This window comes from Caballeronia temeraria, from assembly GCF_001544795.2.
GTDB lineage: Bacteria > Pseudomonadota > Gammaproteobacteria > Burkholderiales > Burkholderiaceae > Caballeronia > Caballeronia temeraria.
The window spans coordinates 72,899-99,194 of the sequence record NZ_FCOI02000028.1; the positions used below are offsets into that span (position 1 = coordinate 72,899).

At 64.8% G+C, this 26,296-nt stretch carries 25 protein-coding genes and 1 riboswitch; of the genes, 8 read left to right on the forward strand and 17 right to left on the reverse strand.

Going from position 1 to position 26,296, the window contains the following annotated elements; genetic code table 11:
* Nucleotides 1–5: 5 nt before the first annotated feature.
* The 11 genes from AWB76_RS29740 to AWB76_RS29790 all read right to left on the reverse strand — a co-directional run bounded on the left by AWB76_RS29740 (nt 6) and on the right by AWB76_RS29790 (nt 11,030).
* On the reverse strand, nt 6–1,010 hold the full coding sequence (locus tag AWB76_RS29740; RefSeq protein WP_061163680.1) for a peptide ABC transporter ATP-binding protein: 1,005 nt from the start codon (nt 1,008–1,010) through the stop codon (nt 6–8).
* The gene (locus AWB76_RS29745; RefSeq protein WP_061163681.1) at nt 1,007–1,999 is read right to left on the reverse strand and encodes an ABC transporter ATP-binding protein; all 993 of its coding nucleotides are present in this window, start codon (nt 1,997–1,999) and stop codon (nt 1,007–1,009) included. Before AWB76_RS29745 ends, AWB76_RS29740 begins: the two co-directional genes overlap by 4 nt.
* 1 nt (nt 2,000) lies before the next feature.
* Nucleotides 2,001–2,918, reverse strand: coding sequence for an ABC transporter permease subunit (locus AWB76_RS29750; protein ID WP_061163682.1), 918 nt, complete (start codon nt 2,916–2,918; stop codon nt 2,001–2,003).
* A gap of 9 nt (nt 2,919–2,927) precedes the next feature.
* Nucleotides 2,928–3,938 carry an ABC transporter permease subunit gene (locus tag AWB76_RS29755; protein WP_061163683.1) on the reverse strand — a complete coding sequence of 337 codons (1,011 nt, stop codon included), beginning with the start codon at nt 3,936–3,938 and terminating at the stop codon, nt 2,928–2,930.
* A gap of 125 nt (nt 3,939–4,063) precedes the next feature.
* On the reverse strand, nt 4,064–5,698 hold the full coding sequence (locus AWB76_RS29760) for an ABC transporter substrate-binding protein (protein WP_061163684.1): 1,635 nt from the start codon (nt 5,696–5,698) through the stop codon (nt 4,064–4,066).
* A 324-nt stretch (nt 5,699–6,022) separates the two neighbouring features.
* Complete coding sequence (gene metF, locus AWB76_RS29765) at nt 6,023–6,862, reverse strand: methylenetetrahydrofolate reductase [NAD(P)H] (protein WP_061163685.1); 840 nt, start codon at nt 6,860–6,862, stop codon at nt 6,023–6,025.
* Nucleotides 6,863–6,899: 37 nt separating this feature from the next.
* Complete coding sequence (locus AWB76_RS29770; RefSeq protein ID WP_008352606.1) at nt 6,900–7,253, reverse strand: phage holin family protein; 354 nt, start codon at nt 7,251–7,253, stop codon at nt 6,900–6,902.
* Nucleotides 7,254–7,331: 78 nt separating this feature from the next.
* Complete coding sequence (gene ahcY / locus AWB76_RS29775) at nt 7,332–8,744, reverse strand: adenosylhomocysteinase (RefSeq protein ID WP_061163686.1); 1,413 nt, start codon at nt 8,742–8,744, stop codon at nt 7,332–7,334.
* Between the two features lie 32 nt (nt 8,745–8,776).
* Nucleotides 8,777–8,914: riboswitch (S-adenosyl-L-homocysteine riboswitch) on the reverse strand.
* Nucleotides 8,915–9,013: 99 nt separating this feature from the next.
* The gene (locus tag AWB76_RS29780; protein WP_061163687.1) at nt 9,014–9,757 is read right to left on the reverse strand and encodes a glycosyltransferase family 2 protein; all 744 of its coding nucleotides are present in this window, start codon (nt 9,755–9,757) and stop codon (nt 9,014–9,016) included.
* Nucleotides 9,758–9,853: 96 nt separating this feature from the next.
* Complete coding sequence (locus AWB76_RS29785; RefSeq protein ID WP_061163688.1) at nt 9,854–10,576, reverse strand: LrgB family protein; 723 nt, start codon at nt 10,574–10,576, stop codon at nt 9,854–9,856.
* A 10-nt stretch (nt 10,577–10,586) separates the two neighbouring features.
* Nucleotides 10,587–11,030: a CidA/LrgA family protein gene (locus AWB76_RS29790; RefSeq protein WP_061163689.1), complete on the reverse strand. Its 444-nt coding sequence runs from the start codon at nt 11,028–11,030 to the stop codon at nt 10,587–10,589.
* Between the two features lie 128 nt (nt 11,031–11,158).
* Here AWB76_RS29790 and AWB76_RS29795 point away from each other — a divergent pair, with 128 nt between their 5' ends.
* Entirely contained in the window at nt 11,159–12,103 is a 945-nt protein-coding gene (locus AWB76_RS29795; RefSeq protein ID WP_061163690.1) for a LysR family transcriptional regulator, read from the forward strand.
* A gap of 86 nt (nt 12,104–12,189) precedes the next feature.
* Here AWB76_RS29795 and AWB76_RS29800 read toward each other — a convergent pair whose 3' ends face one another.
* Nucleotides 12,190–13,845, reverse strand: coding sequence for an OmpA family protein (locus tag AWB76_RS29800; RefSeq protein WP_061163691.1), 1,656 nt, complete (start codon nt 13,843–13,845; stop codon nt 12,190–12,192).
* A gap of 321 nt (nt 13,846–14,166) precedes the next feature.
* Between AWB76_RS29800 and AWB76_RS29805 the strand changes: the two genes are divergently transcribed.
* On the forward strand, nt 14,167–15,864 hold the full coding sequence (locus AWB76_RS29805) for an isovaleryl-CoA dehydrogenase (protein WP_061163692.1): 1,698 nt from the start codon (nt 14,167–14,169) through the stop codon (nt 15,862–15,864).
* Between the two features lie 6 nt (nt 15,865–15,870).
* Here AWB76_RS29805 and AWB76_RS29810 read toward each other — a convergent pair whose 3' ends face one another.
* The 5 genes from AWB76_RS29810 to fliE form a co-directional block, all read right to left on the reverse strand.
* Nucleotides 15,871–16,188 carry an EscU/YscU/HrcU family type III secretion system export apparatus switch protein gene (locus AWB76_RS29810; RefSeq protein ID WP_061163693.1) on the reverse strand — a complete coding sequence of 106 codons (318 nt, stop codon included), beginning with the start codon at nt 16,186–16,188 and terminating at the stop codon, nt 15,871–15,873.
* On the reverse strand, nt 16,185–17,507 hold the full coding sequence (gene fliK / locus AWB76_RS29815; RefSeq protein ID WP_061163694.1) for a flagellar hook-length control protein FliK: 1,323 nt from the start codon (nt 17,505–17,507) through the stop codon (nt 16,185–16,187). Before fliK ends, AWB76_RS29810 begins: the two co-directional genes overlap by 4 nt.
* 55 nt (nt 17,508–17,562) lie before the next feature.
* The gene (locus AWB76_RS29820) at nt 17,563–17,892 is read right to left on the reverse strand and encodes a flagellar protein FliT (protein WP_061163695.1); all 330 of its coding nucleotides are present in this window, start codon (nt 17,890–17,892) and stop codon (nt 17,563–17,565) included.
* Nucleotides 17,893–17,921: 29 nt separating this feature from the next.
* Nucleotides 17,922–18,341 carry a flagellar export chaperone FliS gene (gene fliS, locus AWB76_RS29825; RefSeq protein WP_061163712.1) on the reverse strand — a complete coding sequence of 140 codons (420 nt, stop codon included), beginning with the start codon at nt 18,339–18,341 and terminating at the stop codon, nt 17,922–17,924.
* A gap of 240 nt (nt 18,342–18,581) precedes the next feature.
* On the reverse strand, nt 18,582–18,956 hold the full coding sequence (fliE, locus tag AWB76_RS29830) for a flagellar hook-basal body complex protein FliE (RefSeq protein ID WP_061163713.1): 375 nt from the start codon (nt 18,954–18,956) through the stop codon (nt 18,582–18,584).
* Between the two features lie 272 nt (nt 18,957–19,228).
* Between fliE and fliF the strand changes: the two genes are divergently transcribed.
* The 6 genes from fliF to AWB76_RS29860 all read left to right on the forward strand — a co-directional run bounded on the left by fliF (nt 19,229) and on the right by AWB76_RS29860 (nt 26,089).
* Nucleotides 19,229–21,019, forward strand: a complete 1,791-nt coding sequence (gene fliF / locus AWB76_RS29835) for a flagellar basal-body MS-ring/collar protein FliF (RefSeq protein ID WP_061163696.1) — start codon at nt 19,229–19,231, stop codon at nt 21,017–21,019.
* The gene (gene fliG / locus AWB76_RS29840) at nt 21,009–22,004 is read left to right on the forward strand and encodes a flagellar motor switch protein FliG (RefSeq protein ID WP_061163697.1); all 996 of its coding nucleotides are present in this window, start codon (nt 21,009–21,011) and stop codon (nt 22,002–22,004) included. The genes fliF and fliG overlap by 11 nt, the downstream gene beginning before the upstream one ends.
* Nucleotides 21,997–22,671, forward strand: coding sequence for a flagellar assembly protein FliH (gene fliH, locus AWB76_RS29845; protein ID WP_061163698.1), 675 nt, complete (start codon nt 21,997–21,999; stop codon nt 22,669–22,671). The genes fliG and fliH overlap by 8 nt, the downstream gene beginning before the upstream one ends.
* Entirely contained in the window at nt 22,665–24,191 is a 1,527-nt protein-coding gene (gene fliI, locus AWB76_RS29850) for a flagellar protein export ATPase FliI (RefSeq protein ID WP_061163699.1), read from the forward strand. Before fliH ends, fliI begins: the two co-directional genes overlap by 7 nt.
* A gap of 65 nt (nt 24,192–24,256) precedes the next feature.
* The gene (gene fliJ / locus AWB76_RS29855; protein ID WP_061163700.1) at nt 24,257–24,712 is read left to right on the forward strand and encodes a flagellar export protein FliJ; all 456 of its coding nucleotides are present in this window, start codon (nt 24,257–24,259) and stop codon (nt 24,710–24,712) included.
* Between the two features lie 33 nt (nt 24,713–24,745).
* Nucleotides 24,746–26,089: a flagellar hook-length control protein FliK gene (locus AWB76_RS29860; protein WP_061163701.1), complete on the forward strand. Its 1,344-nt coding sequence runs from the start codon at nt 24,746–24,748 to the stop codon at nt 26,087–26,089.
* Nucleotides 26,090–26,296: the final 207 nt, after the last annotated feature.

Genomic DNA, 26,296 nt, shown 5'->3' on the forward strand with positions numbered 1-26,296 from the left:
GAGAATCAGACGTCGATTTCGCCGACCTCCTCGGCGCGATGACACGACACCTGACGTCCATCGACGGCACGCAGCTTAGGCTCCTCTGCGCGGCATCGCTCGATCGCATACGGGCAGCGCTGATGGAACGTGCAGCCCGACGGCGGATTGAGCGGCGACGGCATCTCGCCCTGCAGCTTGATCTTGATGCGCCGGTCTTCCTCGAAGATCGCGGGCGTCGCGGACATCAGCGCGCGCGTATACGGATGGCGCGGCTTCGCAAAGATCGTCTTCTTGTCGCCGACTTCGGCCACGCCGCCGAAGTACATCACCATCACGTCGTCGGCGATATGCTCCACCACCGACAAGTTATGCGAGATGAACACGTAGCTCGTGCCGAACTGCGCCTGCAAGTCCATGAACAGATTCAGAATCTGCGCCTGGATCGACACATCGAGCGCGGACACGGGTTCATCGGCGACGACGATCTGCGGATCGAGAATCATCGCCCGCGCAATCGCCACGCGCTGACGCTGCCCGCCCGAAAACATGTGCGGATAGCGCGACGCATGCTCCGGCCGCAAACCGACAGTCCGCATCATCTTCGCGATGCGCTCGGCGCGCTGCGTCGACGAAAGCGACGTGTTGATCGCGAGCGGCTCGCCGAGCGTCTGCTCGACGGTCTTGCGCGGATTCAGCGACGCGAACGGGTTCTGAAACACCATCTGCACGCGCTGACGCAACTCGGCGATCTTCGCCTTGCTTGCGCCCGCGACATCGTCGCCTTCGATCAGCAGACGGCCCGACGTCGGCGGTTCGATCATCGTCAACTGACGCGCGAGCGTCGACTTGCCGCAGCCCGATTCACCGACGACCGCGAGCGTGCGCCCGCGCTTCAGCTCGAACGACACGCCGTTGAGCGCCTTCACCGTGCCGTGCTTGAACGCGCTGCGCTTCACGTCGTAATGCTTCGTGAGCTGGTCGGCGGCGAGCACGATGTCCTGAGTCACTTCCTTCGGTACGGCGTTCATCGCGCGCCTCCTTCCACCACCACATCGATATTCAACGGCTTGATGCATCGCGCGCGCACGGCCGGATCGTTCTTGTCGAGCTGATAGAGACTCGGCCGCGCCTTCCGGCAATCGTCGACGGCATACTTGCAGCGCGGCGCGAAGAGACAGCCGCTCGGCCGGTCGTCCTTGCCCGGCACCATGCCCGGTAGCGCGGCGAGACGGTCCGCGCCGCGCGAATGCTCGGGAATCGCGGCGAGCAGCGCTTCCGTGTACGGATGATGCGGCTCGCTGAAGATCGTCGGCACATGATTCGTTTCGATGATCTCGCCCGCGTACATCACCGCGACGCGCTGCGCCACTTCGGACACGACCGCGAGATCGTGCGAAATCAGCACGAGCGCCATGCCGCGTTCCTTCTGCAGCTTCACGAGCAGTTCCATGATCTGCGCCTGGATCGTCACGTCGAGCGCGGTGGTCGGCTCGTCGGCGATCAAAAGCTTCGGATTGCACGCGACCGCCATCGCGATCATCACGCGCTGGTTCATGCCGCCCGACATCTGATGCGGAAACGCGTTGATGCGGCTCTTCGCGTCCGGAATGCCGACCTGATCGAGCAGCTCGAGCGCGCGTTTGTCGAGCGCGGCGCCGCGCAGACCTTCGTGCAGCTTCAGCACTTCCTTGATCTGATAGCCGACGGTGTAGCTCGGGTTCAGGCTCGTCAGCGCGTCCTGGAACACCATCGCGATGTCCTTGCCGATGATCCTGCGACGCTCGCGCGCCGACGCCTTCAGCAAGTCCTTGCCATCGAACGTGACCTGATCGGCGGTGACCTTGCCGGGTGCGTCGATGAGGCCCATCAGCGCCATCATCGTGACGCTCTTGCCCGAGCCGGATTCGCCGACGACGCCGACGACTTCGCCCGGCTTCACGGACAGATCGATGCGATCGACGGCCTGCGTGCCGCCGAACGTCACCTGCAAATTGCGGATAGTCAGAAGATCGTTCATATCAGCCCATCCGTTTGAGTTTCGGATCGAGCGCATCGCGCAGACCGTCGCCGAGCAGGTTGATCACGAGCACCGAGATCAGGATCGACAAGCCCGGCATCGTCACGATCCACCATGCGCTTTCGATGTAATCGCGCGCCGATGCCAGCATCGCCCCCCACTCCGCCGCCGGCGGTTGCACGCCGAGGCCGAGGAAGCCGAGCGCGGCGGCATCGAGAATCGCGGACGAGAAGCCGAGCGTCGCCTGCACGATCAGCGGCGCGGCGCAGTTCGGCAGCACTTGCGAGAACATCAGCCGCACGGTGCCGGCACCCGCCACGCGCGATGCCGTCACGTATTCCTTCTGCAATTCGCCGAGCGCCGACGCACGCGTGAGACGCACATAACCCGGCAGCGCGACGATTGCGATTGCGAGCATCGTATTGACGAGTCCCGGCCCGATGATCGCGACGACCGCGACCGCCAGCAGCAGCGAAGGCAACGCGAGCAGCACGTCCATCACGCGCATGATCGGCGTATCGAGCCAGTTGAAGAACGCGGCCATCAGACCGAGCACGACGCCCGGAATCAGCGCGAGCACCACCGACACGAAGCCGATCCAGAACGACAGCCGCGCGCCGTACATCAGACGCGAGAGGATGTCGCGGCCGGCTTCATCGGTGCCGAGCGGGAACATGCGGTTGCCGCCTTCGAGCCACGCGGGCGGAATCTTCACGTAATCGCGATATTGCTCGATCGGACTATGCGGCGCGATCAGCGGCGCGGTGATCGCGACGATGATCAGCACCAGCACGATCAGACCCGCGACGACAGCGCCGCGATTGCGCGAGAAGTTCGCCCAGAATTCGCGCGCCGCGACCATGCGGCCGGACGGCGGCGTCAGCGCGCCGGGCGGGAGATTGTTTTGAACGTCAGCCATCGTGTGTCCTCAGCGAGTATGGCGAATGCGCGGATTCAACACGCCGTAAAACAGATCGACGACCAGATTCACGACGATCACGAGCGTCGCGATCATCAGAATGCCGCCTTGCACGACCGGATAGTCACGACGCGAAATGGCGTCGATGAGCCACTTGCCGACGCCCGGCCACGAGAACAGCGTCTCGGTCAGCACCGCGCCCGCGAGCAGCGTGCCGACCTGCAGGCCGATCACGGTCACCACGGGAATCAGCGCGTTGCGCAGCGCATGCACGACGACCACGCGCAGCGGCGACAAACCCTTCGCGCGCGCCGTGCGGATGAAGTCCTCGCGCAGCACTTCGAGCATCGACGAACGCGTCATGCGCGCGATGACCGCGAGCGGAATCGTGCCGAGCACGATGGTCGGCAGAATCAGATGCGACAGCGCCGACTTGAACGCGCCTTCATCGGTGGAGAAGAGCGCATCGATCAGCATGAATCCGGTGACGTGCGGAATGTCGTATTCCACCGCGATGCGGCCCGACACCGGCGTCCAGCCGAGCTTCGCCGAGAAGAACATGATGAGGATCAAACCCCACCAGAAAATCGGCATCGAGTAGCCGGTGAGCGCGGTGCCCATCACGCCGTGATCGACGACCGTGCCGCGCTTCAACGCCGCCGCGACGCCCGCCGGCAGTCCGACGACGAGCGCGAAGATCATCGCGCAAATGGAGAGTTCGACGGTCGCGGGAAAGCGCGCGAGGAACTCGCCCATCACGCTGGTATTCGTGATGATCGACGTGCCGAGATCGCCCTTCAGCGCGTGGCCGACGTAAGTCAGGTATTGCAGAGGAAGCGGCTGATCCAGACCTAAGCGCTTCATGGCTTCGGCGTGCATGGCCGGGTCCACGCCGCGCTCGCCCATCATCACTTCGATGGGGTCGCCAGGGATCAGGTGAATGAGCGCGAACGCGAGAATCGTAATGCCGATGAACGTCGGTATCACCATTCCTATGCGTCGCAAAACGAATCGGAACATGATCGCCCTTTTCGGTATTGGGAGGACTGAAAACGCGTCCGGCGGCTGGGATCGTTGTCGACCCGCGCCGCCGGACCTGTTCGATTAGTTATGGTTTAGTGCAAAAACTGTTCGGCAGCAAAACCTTATTGCAGGCCGACGCCATCGAAACGCGCGTAGCCGAGCGGCTCGATCTTCATGCCCGTCACCTTCTTGCTCACCGGCTGATACACCGTCGAGTGCGCGATCGGCGAGAACGGCAATTGCTGCGCGAAGATCTGCTGCGCGTCGGTGTAAGCCTTCGTGCGCGCGGCGACATCGGTCGTCGAACGGCCCTTCACGACGAGATCGTCGAACGGCTTGTAGCACCACTTCGAGAAGTTGCTGCCCTTCACCGCGTCGCAGCCGAGCAGCGTGCCGAGCCAGTTGTCCGGATCGCCGTTGTCGCCCGTCCAGCCGATCAGGAGCGCGTCATGTTCGCCCGCGTGCGCGCGCTTCAGATACTCGCCCCACTCGTACGAGACGATCTTCGCCTTCACGCCGATCTTCGCCCAGTCCGCCTGGATCATTTCGGCCATCAGGCGCGCGTTCGGGTTGTAGGCGCGCTGCACGGGCATGGCCCACAGCGTGATCTCGAAGCCGTCCGGAAAGCCCGCTTTCTTCAGCAGGTCCTTCGCCTTCGCCGTGTCGTACGTCTGGCCTTTCAGATTCTTGTCATAGGACCACTGCGTCGGCGGCATCGGTGCGGTGGCCGGCTGGCCCGCGCCCTGATACACGGAATCGATGATCGCCTTCTTGTTGATCGCCATGTCGAGCGCGCGGCGCACGTCGGTGTTGTCGAGGCCCTTCTTCGTCACGTTGTACGCGACATAGCCTTCGTTGAAGCCCGCCTGCGACGGCGTATCGATGTTCGACGCCGACTTCAGCGCCGCGATATCGCCCGGACGCGGATAGCTCATCACCTGGCATTCGTTGCTCTTCAGCTTCTGCACGCGCACGGCGGCGTCCGGCGTGATCGAGAAGATCAGCTTGCTGATCTGCACCGCGTTCGGCTTCCAGTAATCAGGATTGCCGTCGAAACGGATGGTCGCGTCCTTCGTATAGCTGCGGAAGATGAACGGGCCCGTGCCGACCGGCTGCTGGTTGATGTCGGCGGCCTTGCCGTCCTTCATCAGCTTGTCGGCATACTCGGCCGACAGGATCGACGCGTATTCCATCGCCATGTTCTGGATGAACGGCGCGCTCACTTCCTTCAGCGTGAACTTCACGGTGTACGGGTCCACCTTCTCGATCTTCGAGATCAGCTTGTCCATGCCGAGGTCCGTGAAATACGGAAACTGCACGTTGTACGCCTTGCGGAACGGATTGTTCGGATCGAGCATGCGGTTGAACGTGAAGATCACGTCGTCCGCATTGAATTCGCGCGTCGGCTTGAAGAAGGACGTCGTCTGGAACTTCACGCCATGACGCAGATGGAACGTGTAGGTCAGGCCGTCGGAGGAAACATCCCACTTTTCGGCGAGACCCGGCTCGACCTTCGTGCCGCCGCGTTCGAATTCGACGAGACGGTTATAGACCGTGAAGGTGTTCGCGGTGAAATCGGTGCCGGTGGTGTACTGAGCCGGATCGAAGCCGGCCGGGCTGCCTTCCGAGCAGTACACGAGCGTCTTGTTCGGGATCCCGGCCGCGTTCGCCGCGCTTGCCGCGAAAAGCGTTGCCGTGGCCACGGCGCCCGCGAGCGCTGAACTGCGGATGGCTCGCAACAGGCTGTTTTTGTTCATGTTTCCTCCAAGTCGATGCCGGCTCCTGGCCGGCGTAGCGCGAGTGTACTTGATCGCGCCGCCCCGTTTTTTACGGAGCACACGCGCAAAGTGGGCGCTACCCTAGCACGAACAAAAGTGACGTGCGTTGTTGGTTTTCCCCACTAGAACTTGTCGTCGATGACGCTTCGATAAGGGTAGGTTATTACCCATGCCGGCAGGTGATACATCGGTCGGCAAAATATTGCGCTTGCAGACGCGAGCCAGCGAAAAAAGACGATGAAATCAGAAGGAAAAGAAAGAACCGCGCGACGAACGCCGCGCGGGTGAAACTTCGATGCCGAATCAGACGCTCTTGAAGCCGAGCCGCTCGCACACCGTTTTCGACGCCCACGAGCCGTTGAGCGTGTAGAAATGCAGCCCCGGCGCGCCTTCGTCGATGAGACGGCGGCACAGGCTCGTCACCACGTCGACGCCGAACGCGCGGATCGACTCGCGATCGTCGCCGAAGCTTTCGAGACGGCGCGCGATCCACTTCGGCACTTCGGCGCCGCACATGTCGGAAAAGCGCATCAGTTGCGTGAAGTTCGTGATCGGCATGATGCCCGGCACGATCGGCACGTCGACGCCCAGCTTGCGTGCTTCCTCGACAAACTTGAAGTACGAATCGGCGTTGAAGAAGTACTGCGTGATCGCCGAGTTCGCGCCCGCCTTCACCTTGCGCGCGAAGTTTTCGAGATCGGCTTTCGGCGACCGCGATTGCGGATGGAACTCCGGATACGCGGCCACTTCGATGTTGAACCAGTCGCCGTGCTCCTGGCGGATGAACGCCACGAGCTCCGACGCATAGCGCAACTCGCCGACTTCGCCCATACCCGAAGGCAGATCGCCGCGCAGCGCGACGATATGGCGAATGCCGTGCCCGCGGTACTGCGAAAGAATGGCGCGCAGATTGTCCTTCGACGAGCCGATGCACGACAGATGCGGCGCGGCCTCGAATCCTTCCGAGGCCATTTCGAGCACGGTGTCGAGCGTGCCTTGCTGTGTGGAGCCGCCCGCGCCGAACGTCACGGAGACGAACTTGGGCGACAGCTTCTTCAGTTCGGCGCGGGACGCGCGCAGCTTGTCCACGCCTTCCTGCGTCTTCGGCGGGAAAAACTCGAATGAGAGTTCGATCGGTTTCATGATGTTTTATGACGCACGGCAGCGCCCGCGGTCAACGTCAACCGAAATTGCGATTCCCGAAAATCAGCGCCGACAACAGCCACGACACGATGCTGTACAGAATCGAGCCGAAGAACGCGGACCAGAAGCCCGATACTTCGAAGCCCTTCAGCAGCGACGAGCACAGCCAGAAGCACAGCGCATTCACGACGAGTATGAAGAACCCGAGCGTGACGATCGTCACCGGCAGCGTGAGGATGATGAGGACGGGTCGGATGATCGCGTTGATGAGACCCAGCACCACTGCGATGATGAGCGCCGTGCCGAAACTGCGAATGTGAATCGACGGCACGAGGTAGGTGATGATCAGGAGCGCGAGCGCGTTGATCAGCCATGTCAGCAGCACGGTCATCGAGGAATCTCCGGTTGATGCATTGAAGCGCGCGGACGTGGTCGTCACGCCCGCGCAGGGTACCGCCACCGTCAGCGATTAATAGCGGTAGTGGTTCGGCTTGAACGGGCCGTTCTTGTCGACGCCGATATAGCCGGCCTGCTCGTCCGACAGCACGGTCAGTTCCGCACCGATACGGCCGAGGTGCAGGCGCGCGACCTTTTCATCCAGATGCTTCGGCAGCACGTAGACCTTGTTCTCGTACTTCTTGCCCTGGGTGAAGAGTTCGATCTGCGCGAGCGTCTGGTTCGTGAACGAGTTCGACATCACGAAGGACGGATGGCCCGTCGCGCAACCGAGGTTCACGAGACGCCCTTCAGCCAGAATGATGATCTTCTTGCCGTCCGGGAAGACGATGTGATCGACCTGCGGCTTGATGTTGTCCCACGTGTACTGACGCGTCGACGCAATGTCGATTTCCGAGTCGAAGTGGCCGATGTTGCAGACAATCGCGTTGTTGCGCATCGCCTTCATGTGATCGTGGTTGATGACGTGGTAGTTGCCCGTCGCCGTCACGAAGATATCGGCGCGGCTCGCGGCGTATTCCATCGTCACGACGCGATAGCCTTCCATCGCGGCTTGCAGCGCGCAGATCGGATCGATTTCCGTGACCCACACCGTCGCGCCCAGACCGCGCAGCGATTGCGCGCAACCCTTGCCCACGTCGCCGTAACCCGCGACGACCGCGATCTTGCCGGCGATCATCACGTCGGTCGCGCGCTTGATGCCGTCGACGAGCGACTCGCGGCAGCCGTACAGGTTGTCGAACTTCGACTTCGTGACCGAATCGTTGACGTTGATGGCCGGGAACGGCAGACGCCCTTCCTTCTCCATCTGATACAGGCGATGCACGCCCGTCGTGGTTTCTTCCGTCACGCCCTGAATGTGCTTGAGGCGCGTGGAGTACCACACCGGATCGGCGTCGAGGTGCTTCGCGATCGACTTGTACAGCGCGACTTCTTCCTCGTTCGTCGGCTTGGCGATCACCGAACGATCCTTCTCCGCCTTCGAACCGAGGATGAGCAGCAGCGTTGCGTCGCCGCCGTCATCGAGAATCATGTTGGCGAACTCGCCGTTCGGCCATTCGAAAATGCGGTGCGAGAATTCCCAGTATTCGTCGAGCGATTCGCCCTTGAACGCGAACACCGGCGTGCCGCCCGCGGCGATCGCGGCGGCGGCGTGGTCCTGCGTGGAGAAGATGTTGCACGATGCCCAGCGCACGTCCGCGCCCAGCGCCGTGAGCGTTTCGATCAGCACGCCCGTCTGGATCGTCATGTGCAGCGAACCCGCGATGCGCGCGCCCTTCAGCGGCTGCTGCGCCTTGTACTCTTCGCGCGTCTGGATGAGACCCGGCATCTCCGTTTCGGCGATGTCGAGTTCCTTGCGGCCCCATGCGGCGAGCGACATGTCGGCGACGAGGTAATCATTGGAATCGAGAACTGCGGCGTTCATCACGCCCTCCTTTTCTAAAAAGACTAGAAATGTTGACGTGAGCGCCGTTCGATGCGGTGGCTCAGCGGGCGCCTTGACTGCGTGGCGCTTTCGAACCGTCCGGATTGAATGCTTCCGAGCCTGGCGGGTGGATTTGCGAGAAATCACCCGTCGCAACGCTCCTCGGAAGCGAAAGTGGATTGTAGCAAAGTCTCGCAGCGGACATGGCGCGTGAGAGAAGCGCCGATCCGGTTTCTTGCCGCGATGCCGTCACCGCCCGCCAATAGGACTCAGTTCGTCTGCCAGACGATTTTCCGGGCATTCTCCAGATAACGCTCGGCACTTTCGCGAAAGGCCTGATTCTCGTGATCCGGCGTTTTGAGAACACGCATCGCGCGATAGAAAAATCGCGCCACATGGCTGCGGGGATGGTAGTGCAGACGCACGCGTTTGCGGTCAACCATGCGAATGCAGCCGTAGATTTCCACGATCGCTTCGAATAGGACAGCATCCTCCCCGCCGAACTCGCGCAAATTCTGGTCGACGGGAAATCCGCCCAGCGCCAAAAACACGGATCGCCGGATGACGAGACTGCTCGTGACCGTGTCACTCATTCTGCCGGCATATTTCTCGAACTCGGAGAACGCATAAATCTCGGGGGGAAAGCCGGCGTACTGCACGTCGAGGCGTATCGCCGGGTGCATGGGACGGGCGTGCAAGGCCGCGGCTGCATCCGCCAGGGCGTTCGGCAGATACTCGTCGTCCGCATCGAGAAAGGCCAGCAGAGGGAACGTTGCGTGTTGAGCGGCGAAGTTGCGGGCCCGCGCGGGGCCGCCGTTTTCGGGCATGCGCAGCAGCTGGATTCTCGCGTCTTTCAGTGCGTAATAGGCGGCAACGTCGCGAGAAGCGTCGCCGGAACAATCGTCCACGACGATGATCTGTCCCACCTGCGCCTGCGCGAGGCAGCTATTCAGCGCGCGCGCAAGTGTTTTGACCGCGTTGTAGCAGGGGATGATGATGGAGATCCGAAGCATGATCGACCGCGAATATGAGACGCAGTTTTATCGCATGCGACGATTCGGACGACGCTACTGAATATTCCGAAAATCCGCGTCCCTAACCGAAACTGACTAGAACGGTAAAACGCTCAATACCGGCGCGAGCAGCACCATGACGACGCCCGCGATCATCATCGTCAGGCTGGCGACGACGCCCTCTTCGCTCCCCAGTTCGCGCGCCTTCGCCGTGCCGACGCCATGCGCCGCCGCGCCGAACAACGCGCCGCGCGCGAGCCGCGTGCGCAGCGGCACCAGCGCCAGCACGATTTCGCCGAACAGCATGCCGCAGACGCCCGTCGCGATCACGAAGAGCGCGGTGAGGTCTCGCGGCGCGTGGATCTTGTCGGAGACGGCGAGCGCGAACGGCGTCGAAACGGAACGCGTCGCGAGGCTGCGCTGCAGTTCCGGCGACAGATGCAGCAGTTTCGCCAGCGCCAGCGATCCACCGACCGCCACCAGAATGCCGACCGTCACGCCGACAGTGAGCGAAATCCAGTGCCGCTTGATGAGTTCGCGGTACTCGTAGATCGGCACCGCGAAGGCGACCGTCGCCGGGCCGAGGAGCCACATGAGCCAGCGCGTATCGGTGTAATACACCGCGTAGGGAATGCGCGCCACCACGACGACGATCGCGAGCACCGCCGGCACCGCGAGCAGCGGCGTGAGCCACGGCCGTTTGAAGCGCGCGTAGAGCTGCTTGGCCGCGAAATACAGCGCGACGGTCAGCACGAAGCAACCCGCCGCGATGAGGCGCGCGGCGTCGTCTTCGAGAAGGGAGGCGAGGAAGTGGTTCATGTTCGCTCGCTCAGGCGCGGGCCGCGTGGCGCGCGACGAGCACGCGACGCAATGCGAGACGGCGTTCGAGGCGCGCCGCACGATCGACGGCGAAGGCGACCGCCACCATCACCATCAGCGTGCCGCCGACGACCACGAGCGCGAGCCGCCAGCCGTCTTCCATGAAGAGGCCGCCGTACTGAACCGCCGCGACCGCCGCCGGAATGAAGAACAGCAGCATGTCCGAGAGCAGCCAGTCCGCGCCCGCCTTGACCCAGCGCGGCGCGATGCCGCCGCAAAACAGAAGCGCGAGCAGCGCGACGAGTCCGATCACGCCGCCCGGCACCGGCAGCGACAGCTTGCGTGCGACGAAATCCGCGACGACCCAGATGGCCGCGAGCACGGCGGACTGCCCCGCGATGCGCAGAAAGCGGGCGAAGGCGGACGGCGTTTTCGTCAGAAGGATGGCGGACATGGCGGTTCTCTGCGGTAAAGACAATCGATTAGGGTTATCCCGTAGGTCGAGTATATGGGCGCCCCTTACATAATAAAAATGACTTAACCTTATCGAAATCATTCCAAACTGGAATTCCGGAGCCGAAGATGGAATTGCGCGCCCTGCGGTACTTCATCGAGGTGGTGAAGCAGAAGAGCTTCACCGCCGCCGCCGAACACATGTTCGTCACCCAGCCGACGATCAGCAAAATGGTGAAGGCGCTGGAAGACGAGGTCGGCTCTCCGCTCCTCTTGCGCGAAGGCCGGCAGATGGTGCTGACGGACGCCGGGCAGATCGTGTGGCAGCGCGGCGTCGAGGTGCTGGCGGCGCATGCGCGCCTGGAAGCGGAATTGAACGATCTCGGCACGTTCGGGCGCGGCACGCTGACAATCGGCATTCCGCCGATGGGCGGATCGCTCTTCACGCCCGCCATCGCCGCGTTCCGGCGCCGGTATCCGAAGGTCGAGCTGAAGCTGTTCGAGCGCGGCTCGAAGGCGATCGAAGCGGCGCTGATCGACGGCGAACTCGAACTGGGCGGCGTATTGCAGCCGGTCGACACCGCGATGTTCGACGTGCTCCCCGTCAGCCGGCAGGTTCTGTGGCTCGTCGCGCCGAAGGGCTCGCGTTGGGACGATGCCCGCGAAGTCGCGCTCACCGATCTCGCCGCCGAGCCGTTCGTGTTCTACGGCGAGAGCCTCGCGCTGAACGACGTCGTGCTCAACGCATGCCGCGAGGCGGGTTTCGCGCCGACGATCGTCGGGCGCAGCGGGCACTGGGATTTCATGGCGGCGCTGGTGCAGGCGGGCATCGGCATCGCGCTGCTGCCCGCGCCGTACTGCCGCCGTCTCGACGCCAACGCGTTCACCTGCCGCCGGGTCGTCGCGCCCGAGATTCACTGGGACATGGCGCTCGGCTGGCGGCGCAACGGTTATCTGTCGCACGCGGCGCGCGCGTGGATCGAAGTCGCGCGGGAAATGCTGCCCGCCAATCTCGATCAGGATTTCATGGCCGATGGCTTCCCGCGCGCGCAACCCGGCACGCCCGGAAACTGATCCGCGGAGCGCCAAAACAAAACGCGCCGGCCCGCGATATGCGGGCCGGCGCGTTGTTCAAAGCGGCTTGATCGAGCGTTCGCCGATCAGCTCAGTTCCTTGAACTCGATCCGGCGATTCGCCGCGCGGCCTTGGTTCGTGGCGTTGTCGCCGATCGGATGCGCGTCGCCGAAACCTTCCGCCGTCAGCGTCTCCGCCGGCACGCCGTGCTGGATCAGATACGAACGCACGGCCTGAGCGCGCTTTTCCGACAACTGGAGGTTCACGGCTGCATCGCCCGAACTGTCCGTGTAGCCGCCGATTTGCAGCTTGACCGGCGTGCCGGCGGCGTTGCAATCCGAAAGCGCCTTCGCGGACTTGGCGAGTTCGTCGAGGGCCGCATGCGGCAACGAATTCGACGCAAAGCCGAACTTGACCGGACGCATAGTCTTCGCGATGTCCGCTGCCGCGCAGGCCGCTGCGGCGTGCGCATCGGAGGCGGCGAGCGCCTTCTCCGCGGCCGTCGTGTCGGAGGCGCTGATCGTCCAGCCGTCGCCGAAATACGCTTTCAGCTTGTCGAGCCAGCCGAGCGACGCATCGCCCGCGCGGCCGCTCAGATCGATCTTGTCGCCAGCGATGCGCACTTGCGCGCCCGGCAGCGTCAGGACCGGCAGCAGGCCTTCGAGCTTGCTGATCCACGTGGCCGGCTTCGTGTCGGGATCGACGGTGATGTCCGCCTTGAACTTGCCCGCGCCGAGCTTGGCCGTGAGCGCGTCGATCAGCTTGCTGCGCTCCTGCTCGTCGTGGACCGTCGCGGTCAGCGTGGGCGTGCCGGATGCGTCGACGACGACGGACATCGCTGCGTCCTTGGTCGGCTGCGCGACAGGCGTGGACGCCTGATCGGCGGCCGCTGCGGTCGAGCCGGTTGCCGTGCTGGCAGTCGAATCGGATGTTGCGTCCGGCTTCGCGGCCGGCGCGGCGTCTTCCGTTTTCTCCGTCGAGCAACCGCGTCCGAGCAGCAACGCGAGCAGCGCGAGCGCGGCGGCGAGCGCGACCCACCACCACTTCTTCGTGCGCGCGTTTTCCTTCACGGGTTGTTCGGGCGCTGCGTGCGCGTCAGGCGACAGCGGGAACGCGGATGCCTCGTGCGTCGCCGGATGCTCCAGATGCGCCGACACCGCCTTCAGCCGCGACGCCACGCCTGCGATGAACGCGCCGACCGAGCCCAGGCCGAGCGCGTGGGCGAACGCGTCCGTCATGTTCGCGCGCACCACCGGCAACTGATGGCCGAGCAGCGTGGGAAGCTGGCCGGGATTGCCGTTGTGCTGCGTGAAATAGCGCTTGAGCACGCCGAAGATCGTTGCGCCGACGATGCCGCCCAGCGTGCGCGTGGAACTCGCCGCCACGCCCGTGTGCTCGGCGACGCGCTCGGCGAGCGAGTTCAGGTTGTCGTGCGAGGTGATCGCGTGATCGGCATGCTCGCTGGCATCGACGAGCGTTCTGAAACTGTCGTCGTGAACGACGACATGCGGCAACTCTTCCGCGATCAGCGCGTTCGTGCGCGGCGACATGACCGCCGCGAACAGGTTGCGTGCGCCTTCGAGCGACGACGCCTTGTTCATCATCGCGCCGATGAGGGCCGGCCCGCACAGCGACACCACGCGCTTGGCGGATTCCGGCGCGCAGCCGATGCGCCCCGCGATTTGCTGCAACACGCTTTCGGTCAAAGCGCCCTGGACAAGTTGATTGAGGTTGATGCTCATTGAGAATGCTTCCGTAAAAGGCGTCATTGCATCCGCCGAAATTAGGCGAGCCGATTATAGGTTCGGGCTCCTGCCCGTCATTGGGGCGGGATTAACAATCGGATTTGTCTCAGTGAGCGGCGCTTTCGGACGGCGCATCGGAAAAATATCGGCGGCTTCGATCAGAGCCATGCTTCTACCGTCCGATCGATGCCCGGCCTATGATTCTTGAATTCGAGATGGCGCGCGAACGCCCGATGCCGTCGCAGCGGCTGTTGCGTCCGTCCGACAGTGACGAGCCACCGCGCCGCCCGTTCGCGCGCGCAAGGAAGGAGACCGACGATGTCCGATCCCGCCGATCGCCCGTTCGGGCAGACACACGACGTCACGAATCAGGTGCCGCCGCTCATCGGCTATGACGCGTTCGCGTTCGATCGGGCGCTCGCCGATGCCGTCAGGCGCGAAGGCGCGCAGTGGCACGCCGAGGCGCTCTCGCGCGACGGGATGACGCTGACGCAGCCGGACGTCGTCGCGCTCGCGGATCTCGCCAACCGGCACGAGCCGGAACTCGCGACGCACAATCCGCGCGGCGAGCGCATCGACGCTATCGAGTTTCATCCGGCCTGGCACGAATTGTTGCGCCGTCTGCGGCACGAAGGATTGCACGCGATGCCGTTCGAGCCGTCCGCGCGCGCCGGATCGATGGCCGCGCGCTGCGCCGGTTACTACCTGCACGGCCAGCTCGAATCCGGCTCGCTGTGCCCCGTCACGATGACTTTCGCGAGCATTCCGGTCCTGCGCAGCGAAGCCGGCCTGTTCGCGCGCGTGTCCCGTGCGCTCTTGTCGCGCGAACACGATCCGCGCGACATTCCGCTCGAAGCCGGCAAGCATTCGATGATGATCGGCATGGGCATGACCGAAAAGCAAGGCGGCTCCGACGTGCGCAGCAACCGCACGCGCGCGCATGCGCTCGGCGCGCCGGGACGCGGCGGGGCTTATCGGCTGGTCGGTCACAAATGGTTCTTCTCCGCGCCGCAATGCGACGCGCATCTCGTGCTCGCACGCACCGACGACGAAGGCGGCCTGTCGTGCTTCTACGTGCCGCGCTTCACGCCGGACGGACGCAAGAACGCGGTCCAGATCCAGCGCCTGAAAGACAAGCTCGGCAATCGCTCGAACGCGAGCAGCGAAGTGGAATTTCTCGATGCCTACGGCGTGATGATCGGCGACGAAGGACGCGGCGTGCCGACCATCATCGAAATGGCGAACTTCACGCGGCTCGACTGCGTGATCGGCAGCGCGGCGCTGATGCGCGCGGCGCTCGTGCAGGCGATCCATCACGCGCGCCATCGCAGTGCATTCGGCGCGCATCTCGTCGATCAGCCGCTGATGCGCAACGTGCTCGCCGATCTCGCGCTCGAATCCGAAGCGGCGACGGTTCTTTTCATGCGGCTCGCGGGCGCGTTCGAGCAGAGCGCCGCGCCGGGCGGAGCGCTCGCCGAGCGTGCGTGGCGGCGCATCGTCACGCCGGCCGCGAAATTCTGGGTATGCAAGCGCGCGCTCGAATTCACCGGCGAGGCGATGGAAGTCTGGGGCGGCAACGGCTATGTCGAAACCGGGCCGATGGCGCGTTTCTATCGCGAGGCTCCGGTCAATTCGATCTGGGAAGGCTCGGGCAACGTCATGTGCCTCGACGTGCTGCGCGCGTTCGAGCGCGAGCAGGACGCCGCGCACGCGCTCTTCGACGACTGGAAAACGACGGCGGCCGCGCATCCGGTGCTGTCGGGCGCGCTGTCGTCGCTAGTGACGATGCTGACGGGCGATCCATCGGCGCGGGAAGCGTCGGCGCGCCGCATTGCGCAGCAACTGGCGTTATGTGCGCAAGGCGTGCTGCTCGCGCGGCACGCGCCGGAGAATGTCGCCGATGCGTTCATCGAATCGCGTCTGGGCGATGCGCGCGGCGAAAGCGGGCGCGTGTACGGCACGCTGCCGGCGCGCTTCGATCATGCGGCGATTGTCACGCGGGCGTTCGCCGCCTGAGGCGCGTCAGCGGATCGCTGCCTTGCCCGCTTCCCGCAACGGCTCCTCGTTCTCCAGCCGATACACCCACGACAGCAATTCCGCCACCGCCTGATACAAGGCGGGCGGAATATGCGCATCGAGATCGACCTGCATCAGCAGCGACACCATTTCCGGCGATTCGTGCACGTACAGCCCCGCTTCCTTCGCGCGCTGCACGATCATGTCCGCGACCATGCCGTAGCCCTTCGCGACGACGCGCGGCGTTCCCTCGCGATTGCCCGCCTCGTAGACGAGCGCGGTCGCCTGCCTGCGCGTGTACGGCGGCTGATCCTGACCGCTCATGCTTCACTCCCATCGCCATGCGGCGAGCGGAACAGATGTTCGAGCGGCGAGCGCATCGGCTTTTTCACGGCGCTTTTCTCAGCGGAGAGCGCGAGATCGGTCGTGCCGTCCATCGAGCGCACGGACAGCGACGCCAGCGCGATGCCCGCCGCCTCCAGTTGACGCGCGAACGCGGCGCCGTCGGCGGCGAGACGGCGCGCGCCCGAGTCGCCCGCCTTGATGCGCGCGACGAGCTTCTCGCCCGACAGCACGAGCTCGGCGTCGACCGTGCCGAGCGCGGGCAGCGACAGCGTGATGCGCGTACGCCACGCGCGTTCGTCGGCGATATCGTCGGAGGCGCGCTGATCGCGCGGCTCGCGCGCCACTTCCCATTCGAAGCGCGTGCCGGGCCACGCCTCGCCCTGCCAGCGAAACTGCTGGTTCGCGAGCACATCGAGTTGCTGGCGCACGACATTGAGCGTCGCCGGATGGATGCCCGCCGCGACCGACGCCTGCAACGCCGATTCGCGCTCGCTCGGCTGCGCGGCGTGGGCGTTCGCGCCGCCCGCCGCGCTGCCGCTCTGCGAGTTCGACAGCGCCGACGGCGACGCATCGCGCACCGACGCCGCGAGCGCGGCCGCCTGCTGCGGCGTCTGCGGCGTCGCGATCTGGCGGCCGTGGAAATCGGGCGAATCGGGTGGGATCTGCGGCGCGCGGGCATCGTCGAGACCGGTGTCGGCGGGCGTCGCGGCGTTCGCGAAATCGAACGGCAAGGACATCGATTGCGCATCGACGCGCGCCTGCGGTTCGTTGCCGAGCGACGCCGCCGTGCGCTGGCCCGCGAGCCATTGCACCAGATGCGATTCGTAGAACAGTCCGCTTTCGTCGACGGTTTTCGCCAGCGCGCTCGCGAGCGCGGCGGCCGGCAGCGGCGGCAGATTCTGCGTCGCAGCGCGCGCGGCCGCGACGGCGGCGGCGTTGGAGGAGAAAGCGGTATCGAAGAGGCCCGTCGTGAGCGCGGCGAAGGCGCTCGCGGGGCGGGGCGGCGTCGGCCAGAGCGGAGCGTCGCTGGTCAGCGCGGGCGTCGCGCCGCCGAAGCGGGAAATCACGTCGAGCGTGCGCGCGACGCTGGAGAATGCGGCCTGCGCCGATGCCGCCGGGCCCGTTGCGCCGGCGGGCGCGCCGACGCTCTGCGGCACGTCGATCGGCGTCGTGGTCTGCCCGACGCTCGCGCCCGCGAGGCCGGCGTTGCCGACCCCGTTGGGCGCACGCAGCGCGGACATGAGGAGCTCGGTGCGGTTGGCGAGCAGCGATGCGATCGCGGTATCGAGTCCAGTCATGCCCACATCCTCATAGGCGCGCGCCGGATCGTCCGGCCGCGGCGCGCGGCTGCGTCTAGCGCAGTCCGATCATTTTTTTCAGTACGCGGGCCGGGCTGTTGACCGTGAAGAGCGCGGACAGGCGCGCGAGGCTCGGCGAGGTCAGATCGCGGATCGCGGCGTCGTCGGCGAGAATCTTCTTCACGAGGTCCAGCTTGCGTGCACGGGCGTCATCGTCGAGATCCGAGCCCGAATCGGCTTCCTTCAGCTGATCGACCAGATCGCGATAGGTGCCCTGCAACGCCTTCAGCTCGCTCCATTCGCCGCCGCGCGCGGCCGCCAGCATCTGGCCGGACACCGCCGCAATGGCTTCGTAGTGGGCGAAATATTCTTGTGTCGTCTTCATTCTTTCGAGGCAGTCGACGCACATGCCCGTCAAACGGGCACGGCCGTCATTTGCGCCACTTCCGGTCCAATTCCAATCCAGGCTTCCTCGAGCGTCGCGAGCAGGTCGTCGACCTCGACGAGCATCGTCTCGTCCTGCTTCACGTTCGCCTCGAGCAGCCGGCGCGTCATATACGTGTACAGCGCGTCCAGCCGCTGCGCGATTTCGCCGCCCGCATCCTTGTTGAGCGCCTGCTGCAAGCCGCTCTCGATGATGCTGATCGCCTTGCTGATGGCCGCGCCGCGTCCGCCGACGTTGTTCTGCTGCAGATGCATGCGCGCCTGCGCGATCGCCTGACGCGCGCCCTGGTACAGCATCACGATCAGCCGGTGCGGGCTCGCTCCCATCACTCCTGTCTGCACGCCGACGCGTGCGTACGCGTTGGCTCCAGCGTGTCCTGGGGAATACATCTCTCGGTTCTCCTTGTGCGATGCCGCAGCGTCCGCGGGTTTCATGCGGACGCCGTGCCTCTCGTCCTGATGCGGGTGATTCCGGTCAAACCGGTGCAGGCGAGCGTGCCGCCCGCCGAAGCGGGCGAACCATCGTTCGCCGTGCCGTTACCGGGGTTATCGGAAAAGCGCGGAAAAGCTTTAGGACTCAAGGCTCCAGGGCGAATCGCAGCAATCGAGGGCGGGATCGCGAAAGTGGCGTCAGACGGAGATCTGCATGATGTCGTTGTAGGCCGAAACGAGCTTGTTGCGGACCTGCAGGCCGAACTGCATGCCGACGTTCGCCTTCTGCATGTCGACCATCACGTCGTTGAGCGAGACGTTCGGCGCGCCGATCTCGAACGCGTGCGCCTCGCCGAGCGCCTTGGTCTGGTTGTCGCTGATCTTGTCGATGGACGATTTCAGCGCGTCGGCGAAGCTGGTCGCGCTCGCCGCGCCCGATGTCCCGCTCTGCCCCAAGACGGCGCCCGACGCGACGGTCGCGGCGCCCGCAGCGCCGGTGCCGCCTGCGGCTTGCGACGCCATCGACTGAATGGCCGACAGAGCCGAGGAAAGCGGATTGATCGGAAAGTTCATGTTGACTCCGGATGACAGGAATAAACCGGTGCCGCTCGTCGCGGAAACCCGATGCTCGGGCCGCATTTGCGGAGGTTCACCGAGTACGAAAAAGATTAGCAGCCGGCGATTTTTCAAAGCGCGGGAAGAACGGGGAAAACCCCGCTCTATTCACCGAATCGACTTGCAATCTTCTGCGGATAATCCCCATCGTGAAAAGTCCTCCACCGCCGCTTACATGGAAAGCGGGAAGCGGCGGGAGGAGAACCCAGGATTCGGAGCTTCGACGCTAAATGGAAACGCCCAACAACTCACTCATTACGCCAGACGCCAGAATGGGCCTGGCAGGCGCACAGCCGGGCGCGGCCGGAACAGCCGCCGCGGGCGCCGGCCTCGCGGGTGGCACGGGCGCCGATTTCGGCGGTTTCGCGCAGCGCGTGCCGATGCTCAACCAGTTCCGCTCGAATCCGCGCGTGCCGCTCATCGTGGCCGTCGCGATTCTGGTGATGGTGGTCGCGGGCCTCGTCATGTGGTCGCGCCAGCCGGACTATCGCGTCCTCTTCTCCAATCTCTCCGACCGGGACGGCGGCGCAATCGTTGCCGCGCTCCAGCAGGGCAACATTCCCTACAAGCTCTCCGACGGCGGCGGCGCCATTCTCGTGCCGGGCGAGCAGGTTCACGAAACGCGTCTGCGTCTCGCGAGCCAGGGCTTGCCGAAGAGCGGCTCGGTCGGCTTCGAACTGATGGACAACCAGAAGTTCGGCATCAGCCAGTTCGCCGAGCAGGTCAACTATCAGCGCGCGCTGGAAGGCGAACTTGAGCGCACGATCGGTTCGATTTCGTCGGTGAAGTCGGCGCGCGTGCATCTGGCGATTCCGAAGCCGAGCGTCTTCGTACGCGACAAGGAACTGCCGACCGCCTCCGTCATGGTCAATCTGTATCCCGGCCGCGTGCTCGACGAAGGCCAGGTGGTCGCGATCGCGCACATGGTGGCGTCGGGCGTGGCGGACATGCCGGTGAAGAACGTCAATATCGTCGATCAGGACGGCAACCTGCTGACGAGCCAGAGCGCCGCAAATGGCCTCGACGCGTCGCAACTGAAGTATGTGCAGCAGATCGAGCACAACACGCAAAAGCGCATCGACGCGATCCTGGCGCCCTTGTTCGGCGCCGGCAACGCCCGCTCGCAGGTGAGCGCCGACATCGACTTTTCGAAGCTGGAGCAGACCGCCGAAAGCTATGGCCCGAACGGCAACCCGCAGAGCACGGCGATCCGCAGCCAGCAGTCGAGCGAATCGAGCGAATCCGGCGGCGGCAGCATCGGCGGCGTGCCGGGCGCGCTGTCGAACCAGCCGCCGCAGCCGGCGTCCGCGCCGGTCGATGCAGCGGCATCGGGCGCGGCGGGTGCATCGGCGAAAACGGGTCCGCAGAACCAGCGCAAGGACACGACGACGAACTACGAAGTGGATCGCACCGTGCGCCACTACGAGCAGGCGACGGGCGGCATCAAGCGCCTGTCCGTGGCGGTGGTCGTGAACTACGAGAAGAAGGTCGACGCGAAGGGCAACGTCACGATGACGCCGCTCGCCGCCGACAAGCTCGCGCAGGTCCAGCAGCTCGTGAAGGACGCGATGGGCTTCGACGACAAGCGCGGCGACTCGGTGAACGTCGTGAACAGCGCGTTCTCCGCCGACCTGAACGCGACGCCGGACGTGCCGTGGTGGAAGACGCCGGAATCGATCGGCATGGCGATCCAGGCGGCGAAGTATCTGGGCATCGGCATCGTGGCGCTGTTCCTGTACTTCAGCATGGTGAAGCCGGCGATGCGCCGCGCCTTCCCGCCGCCGCCGGAAGCCGCGCCCACGCTGGCCGCGCCGGACGAGCTTTCGCTGCTCGACGGCCCGTCGCTCGACGGCGGCACGAAGAAGGAAGACGAAGACAAGGATGCCGAGGTGAGTCTCCTCGGTCATGAAAGCAAGAAAGCCAAATTCGATCGCAATCTCGACTACGCGCGCATGGTGGCGCGTCAGGACGCGAGAATCGTTGCGACGGTCGTAAAGAACTGGGTGTCCGATGAACGCTGAAGGCCTGAACAAAGCCGCTCTCCTCCTGATGTCGATCGGTGAGGAAGAAGCCGCCGAAGTTTTCAAATTTCTCGCGCCGCGCGAGGTGCAGAAGATCGGCGCAACGATGGCGGCACTGAAAAACGTGACGCGCGAGCAACTCGACAACGTGCTGACCGAATTCGTGAGCGAAGCGGAGCAGCACACCGCGCTGTCGCTCGATTCGAGCGAGTACATCCGCTCGGTGCTGACGAAGGCGCTCGGCGAGACCAAGGCCGGCGCGCTGATCGACCGTATCCTGCAAGGCAGCGATACGAGCGGCATCGAAGGTCTGAAGTGGATGGACTCGGGCGCGGTCGCGGAACTCATCAAGAACGAGCATCCGCAGATCATCGCGACGATTCTCGTGCACCTGGACCGCGATCAGGCGTCGGAAATCGTGTCGCTGCTGACCGAGCGCCTGCGCAACGACGTGCTCCTGCGCATCGCGACGCTCGACGGCATTCAGCCCGCCGCGCTGCGCGAACTCGACGACGTGCTGACGACGCTCCTTTCCGGCAGCGACAACCTGAAGCGCGCGCCGATGGGCGGCATCCGCACGGCGGCCGAGATTCTCAACTTCATGTCGAGCAATCACGAGGAAGGCGTCATCGCGAACGTGCGCGAGTATGACGCGGAGCTGGCGCAGAAGATCATCGACCAGATGTTCGTGTTCGAGAACCTGCTCGACCTGGAAGACCGCGCGATCCAGTTGCTGCTCAAGGAAGTGGAGTCGGAGACGCTGATCGTGTCGCTGAAGGGCGCGCAGCCGGCGCTGCGTCAGAAGTTCCTGTCGAACATGTCGCAGCGCGCGGCCGAACTGCTCGCGGAAGACCTCGATTCGCGCGGTCCGGTGCGCGTGTCGGAAGTCGAGCAGCAGCAGCGCAAGATTCTCCAGATCGTCCGCAATCTCGCGGAAAACGGCCAGATCCAGCTAGGCGGCAAGGCGGAGGATGCCTATGTCTGATGCCCGCGCGCAGAAGGCTCCGGTCTCGGCGTATCAGCGCTGGGAAATGGCGTCGTTCGATCCCGTCGAAATCAAGGTCGACAACAGCGCGGCGGAACAGGCCGCGCTCGAAGCGCACCTGCGCCGCGTCGAGGACGACGCGTATCAGCAAGGGCTCGCGAAGGGTCACGTCGCGGGGCAGGCGCTCGGTTATCAGGCTGGTTACGAGCAAGGCCAGGCGAAGGGTTTCGAGGACGGCCGCAAGGAAGCGCTGGCGGAGGCCGCGCGTCTCGCCGATATCGCCGATGCGTTCAAGACCGCGCTGCTCGCCGCCGATGCGGCCATCGCGGAATCGCTCGCGGAACTCGCCGTCGATATCGCGCAGCAGGTCGTGCGCCAGCATCTCGCGCTCGATCCGACGGCGCTCGTCGCCGTGGCGCGTGAGGTGATCGCCGCCGAGCCGGAGCTGTCCGGCGCGCCGACGCTCATCGTGAATCCCGCCGATTTGCCGATCGTCGATGCCTATCTGAAGGACGAACTCGAGGCCGCCGGCTGGACCGTGCGCCCCGATCCGGAAGTCGAGCGCGGCGGCTGCAAGGCGCACGCGGCGACCGGCGAAATGGACGCGACCAACGTGTCGCGCTGGGAACGCGTCGTGGCCGCATTGGGGAGAAACAAGCCGTGGTAAATCAACGCATCACGCAGGACGGCCTGAGCGAACTCGAACAGGAACTCGCGCGCGCGTCGTTCGGCCCGCTCGCCGCCGACGACGACTTCGACACCGAATCGCCCGACGAACTCGCCGCGCGCACCATCGCCGAACTCGCCGATATCGCGGGCAATCCGCACATCGACACGTGGCGCGACAAGCTCGACGCGCTCAAGTCGCGCAACGCCATCGCGAAGCCGCTGCGCTCGTGCGGCCGTCTCACGCGCGCCGCCGGTCTCGTGCTGGAAGCGGTCGGCCTGAAGATGGGCGTCGGCTCCGAGTGCATGATCGAGTTGCCGCCGGGCAGCGCGATTCCGACCGCCGAAGCCGAAGTCGTCGGCTTCGCGGGCGACAAGCTCTTTCTCATGCCGACGACCGAAGTCGCCGGCCTGTTGCCGGGCGCGCGCGTCTATCCGCTCGAAAGCGCGCCGATCAACGATCCGATGGCGGGCGCGAAGCGTCTGCCGGTCGGCTGGGAAATGCTCGGCCGCGTGGTCGATGCCTCCGGCCGTCCGCTCGACGGACTCGGCCCGCTCGGCGCCAAGGTCGATGCCCCGCTGGCGGGTCCGGTCATCAATCCGCTGAATCGCGAGCCGATCAGCAAGGTGCTCGACGTCGGCGTGCGCGCGATCAACTCGCTGCTCACCGTCGGACGCGGTCAGCGCATGGGCCTGTTCGCGGGCTCGGGCGTCGGCAAGTCGGTGCTGCTCGGCACGATGGCGCGCTACACGAGCGCGGAAGTGATCGTGATCGGGCTGATCGGCGAACGTGGCCGCGAAGTAAAGGAATTCATCGAGCAGATTCTGGGCGAGGACGGTCTCGCGCGCTCGGTCGTCGTAGCCGCGCCAGCGGACGTGTCGCCCGTTTTGCGGATGCAGGCCGCCGCGTACACGACCTCGCTCGCCGAGTATTTCCGCGATCAGGGCAAGCACGTGCTGATGCTGATGGATTCGCTCACGCGCTACGCGATGGCCCAGCGCGAGATCGCGCTTGCGATCGGCGAGCCGCCTGCGACGAAGGGTTATCCGCCGTCGGTGTTCGCGAAGCTGCCGGCGCTCGTCGAGCGCACGGGCAACGGTCCGGAAGGCGGCGGCTCGATCACGGCGTTCTACACCGTGCTCACCGAAGGCGACGACCAGCAAGACCCGATCGCCGATTCGGCGCGCGCGATTCTCGACGGCCATATCGTGCTGAACCGCTCGCTCGCCGAAGCGGGACATTACCCGGCCATCGACATCGAACAGTCGATCAGCCGCGTGATGACCTCGATCATCGACGACAAGCATCTGGAGCGCGTGCGTCTCTTCAAGCAGATGCTTTCGCGTTATCAGCGCAACAAGGATCTGATCAACGTGGGCGCGTATTCGAGCGGCCGCGACCAGCTGCTCGACCGCGCGATCGCGCTGTATCCGCGCATGGAGTCCTTCCTGCAGCAAGGCTTTCGGGAAGAGGCGCCGTTCGAGCCGAGCATCGAAATGTTGAATCAACTGTTCGAATAATTTTCGACTAGTATCCGAAGCATTCATCAGAAGAACGCCAAAAGACCATACGGGACCGCCACGCCATGTCGAAGAATCTGCCGATCAACACCCTCATCGAACTCGCCGAAGAGGAACTGGATGCCGCCGCCAAGAAGCTCGGCAAGCTTCAGCAGGAAAGAGACGAGATCGAGACGCAGCTGAACTCGCTCGTGACTTACCGCGACGAATATCACGCGCGCTTCACGGCATCGGCGCAGGAAGGCACGACGGCGCAGACGCTGCGTAACTTCCAGGCGTTCGTCGATACGCTCGACAACGCCATCGCGCAACAGCGCACGGCGCTGCTCATGGCCGATCAGCGCATCGAGGCGGCGAAACCCGACTGGCGTCTCAAGAAACAGAAGCTCGGCAGTTACGAAGTGCTGGCCGCGCGCGGCGAGGCGATGCTCGCGAAGAAAGCCGCGCGCGTCGAACAGCGCGAATCCGACGAACACGCCGCCAAGGTGCTGCGCATGCGCGCCGAGCGGGCTTCGTCGTAATCCATTCATCGATTTATCCAGAGGCTCATCAGCATGTCCTCCGTTTCTTCCCTCGGCGCGCTTTCGGGCGCCATGTCATCGAGCAAGGCTTCGGCGCAGCGCGCGGCAAGCGCGGCCACGTCGTTCGGCATGACGCTGCAAGGCATCACCGACCGCGCCAATGCCGACGCGCAAGCGGCGCAGGCGCTGGCGGATTCGTCGGCGGACACGTCGAGCGTGCATGACGCGCCGAAGCCGTCCGACGATGCCGCGAAGAGCGACGACGCATCGGATGCGCACGCCGCCGCGAAGCCCGATCAGACGGACGCGCCGAAGGAGGCGTCGAAGCCTGCGGACAAGGCGGATACGGCGCAGGCATCGAAGCCTGCGGCGCAGACGTCGGGTTCTTCGTCGGCGGATGCGGCCGCTGCTGCGGCGCAGGCGAAAGCTCGCGCGGATGCCGCGAACGCCACCAGCACCGATGACGACGACACCAGCGTCACGCTCACCGATCTGACCGATGCCGCGACCGCCACGGCATCGACCGACGACGACAAATCGACGGGCGCCACGCACAAGAGCGGCGATGCGAAGTCGGCGCAGGACGCGCTTGCCGCCGCGCTGGCATCGATGAACAACGCGCAGCCCAACGCGGTTCCCGCGAACGGATCGGTCACGACGGCGCGCGAGGGCGCGAACGGCGAGGATCAGGGCGGTCTGTTCGCCAAGGGCGGCAAGGGCGCGACGCTGACCGGTCTCGTGGCGAATGCCAGGACCGACGACAAGACTGCCGGCGCCACCGATTTGGCCAGCGCGCAAGCCGTGCCGGCGACGTCCACGGATGCCGCGACGGCAGCCTACAAGCAGGCCGCCGACGCTGCGGCGCACGCGGTGGCGATGCAGACGGCATCGGCGAGTTCGGCGGTGTCGAGCCCGCAGGGCGCGATGGCATCGGCGACGAGCGCGGCGATTGCACCGCATGTCGGCGGCTCCGGCTGGGACGATGCGTTCAGCCAGAAGGTCGTGTTTCTGTCGAAGTCGGATCAGACGAGTGCTGAGCTGACTTTGAATCCCAAGGATTTGGGGCCTTTGCAGGTGACGTTGCAGGTCTCCGAGAATCACGCGCATGCGCTGTTCGTGTCGCAGCATCAGCAAGTGCGTGAGGCGGTCGAGGCGGCGATGCCGAAATTGCGTGAGGCGATGGAGGCGAATGGCATCAGTCTCGGGAGCGCTTCTGTGTCCGATGGGTCGGCGTTTGCGCGGCAAGGCAGCGGGGATGATCGGTCGGGGGCGGGGTCTTCTGGGGGCAGGCGTGGTGGCGGTGGAGGTGGCGTTGTTGCTGCCAGCGGCAATGTGGCCGTGCGGCGCACTGTTGGGCTTGTCGATACGTTTGCTTGAGGTTTTGTTTTGTTGTTGGATCCCGGTTTGCTTTTGGTCTATTAGCGCTGCCCCTGTGCGGGGCGGCAGTCACTTTCTTTGCTGCTGCAAAGAAAGTAACCAAAGAAAGCAGCTTCTCAAGCCCGCGGTCACACGCAATTGGGGTAGTTCTCTCGTCCCAGGCGGCACTCGCCTAAGTGTCGCCCTCAAAGGCCCAACCGGGCTTGG

Coding starts and splice junctions, on each gene's coding strand:
- AWB76_RS29755 (WP_061163683.1), bottom strand. CDS start 3,938: ATGTTCCGATTCGTTTTGCGACGCATAGGAATGGTGATACCGACGTTC.
- AWB76_RS29795 (WP_061163690.1), top strand. CDS start 11,159: ATGGAATTGCGCGCCCTGCGGTACTTCATCGAGGTGGTGAAGCAGAAG.
- fliG (WP_061163697.1), top strand. CDS start 21,009: ATGAACGCTGAAGGCCTGAACAAAGCCGCTCTCCTCCTGATGTCGATC.
- AWB76_RS29820 (WP_061163695.1), bottom strand. CDS start 17,892: ATGAAGACGACACAAGAATATTTCGCCCACTACGAAGCCATTGCGGCG.
- AWB76_RS29785 (WP_061163688.1), bottom strand. CDS start 10,576: ATGAACCACTTCCTCGCCTCCCTTCTCGAAGACGACGCCGCGCGCCTC.
- AWB76_RS29740 (WP_061163680.1), bottom strand. CDS start 1,010: ATGAACGCCGTACCGAAGGAAGTGACTCAGGACATCGTGCTCGCCGCC.
- fliH (WP_061163698.1), top strand. CDS start 21,997: ATGTCTGATGCCCGCGCGCAGAAGGCTCCGGTCTCGGCGTATCAGCGC.
- AWB76_RS29800 (WP_061163691.1), bottom strand. CDS start 13,845: ATGAGCATCAACCTCAATCAACTTGTCCAGGGCGCTTTGACCGAAAGC.
- AWB76_RS29790 (WP_061163689.1), bottom strand. CDS start 11,030: ATGTCCGCCATCCTTCTGACGAAAACGCCGTCCGCCTTCGCCCGCTTT.
- metF (WP_061163685.1), bottom strand. CDS start 6,862: ATGAAACCGATCGAACTCTCATTCGAGTTTTTCCCGCCGAAGACGCAG.
- AWB76_RS29760 (WP_061163684.1), bottom strand. CDS start 5,698: ATGAACAAAAACAGCCTGTTGCGAGCCATCCGCAGTTCAGCGCTCGCG.
- AWB76_RS29750 (WP_061163682.1), bottom strand. CDS start 2,918: ATGGCTGACGTTCAAAACAATCTCCCGCCCGGCGCGCTGACGCCGCCG.
- AWB76_RS29770 (WP_008352606.1), bottom strand. CDS start 7,253: ATGACCGTGCTGCTGACATGGCTGATCAACGCGCTCGCGCTCCTGATC.
- fliK (WP_061163694.1), bottom strand. CDS start 17,507: ATGACTGGACTCGATACCGCGATCGCATCGCTGCTCGCCAACCGCACC.
- AWB76_RS29780 (WP_061163687.1), bottom strand. CDS start 9,757: ATGCTTCGGATCTCCATCATCATCCCCTGCTACAACGCGGTCAAAACA.
- fliS (WP_061163712.1), bottom strand. CDS start 18,341: ATGTATTCCCCAGGACACGCTGGAGCCAACGCGTACGCACGCGTCGGC.
- AWB76_RS29860 (WP_061163701.1), top strand. CDS start 24,746: ATGTCCTCCGTTTCTTCCCTCGGCGCGCTTTCGGGCGCCATGTCATCG.
- AWB76_RS29810 (WP_061163693.1), bottom strand. CDS start 16,188: ATGAGCGGTCAGGATCAGCCGCCGTACACGCGCAGGCAGGCGACCGCG.
- AWB76_RS29805 (WP_061163692.1), top strand. CDS start 14,167: ATGTCCGATCCCGCCGATCGCCCGTTCGGGCAGACACACGACGTCACG.
- fliJ (WP_061163700.1), top strand. CDS start 24,257: ATGTCGAAGAATCTGCCGATCAACACCCTCATCGAACTCGCCGAAGAG.
- ahcY (WP_061163686.1), bottom strand. CDS start 8,744: ATGAACGCCGCAGTTCTCGATTCCAATGATTACCTCGTCGCCGACATG.
- fliF (WP_061163696.1), top strand. CDS start 19,229: ATGGAAACGCCCAACAACTCACTCATTACGCCAGACGCCAGAATGGGC.
- fliE (WP_061163713.1), bottom strand. CDS start 18,956: ATGAACTTTCCGATCAATCCGCTTTCCTCGGCTCTGTCGGCCATTCAG.
- AWB76_RS29745 (WP_061163681.1), bottom strand. CDS start 1,999: ATGAACGATCTTCTGACTATCCGCAATTTGCAGGTGACGTTCGGCGGC.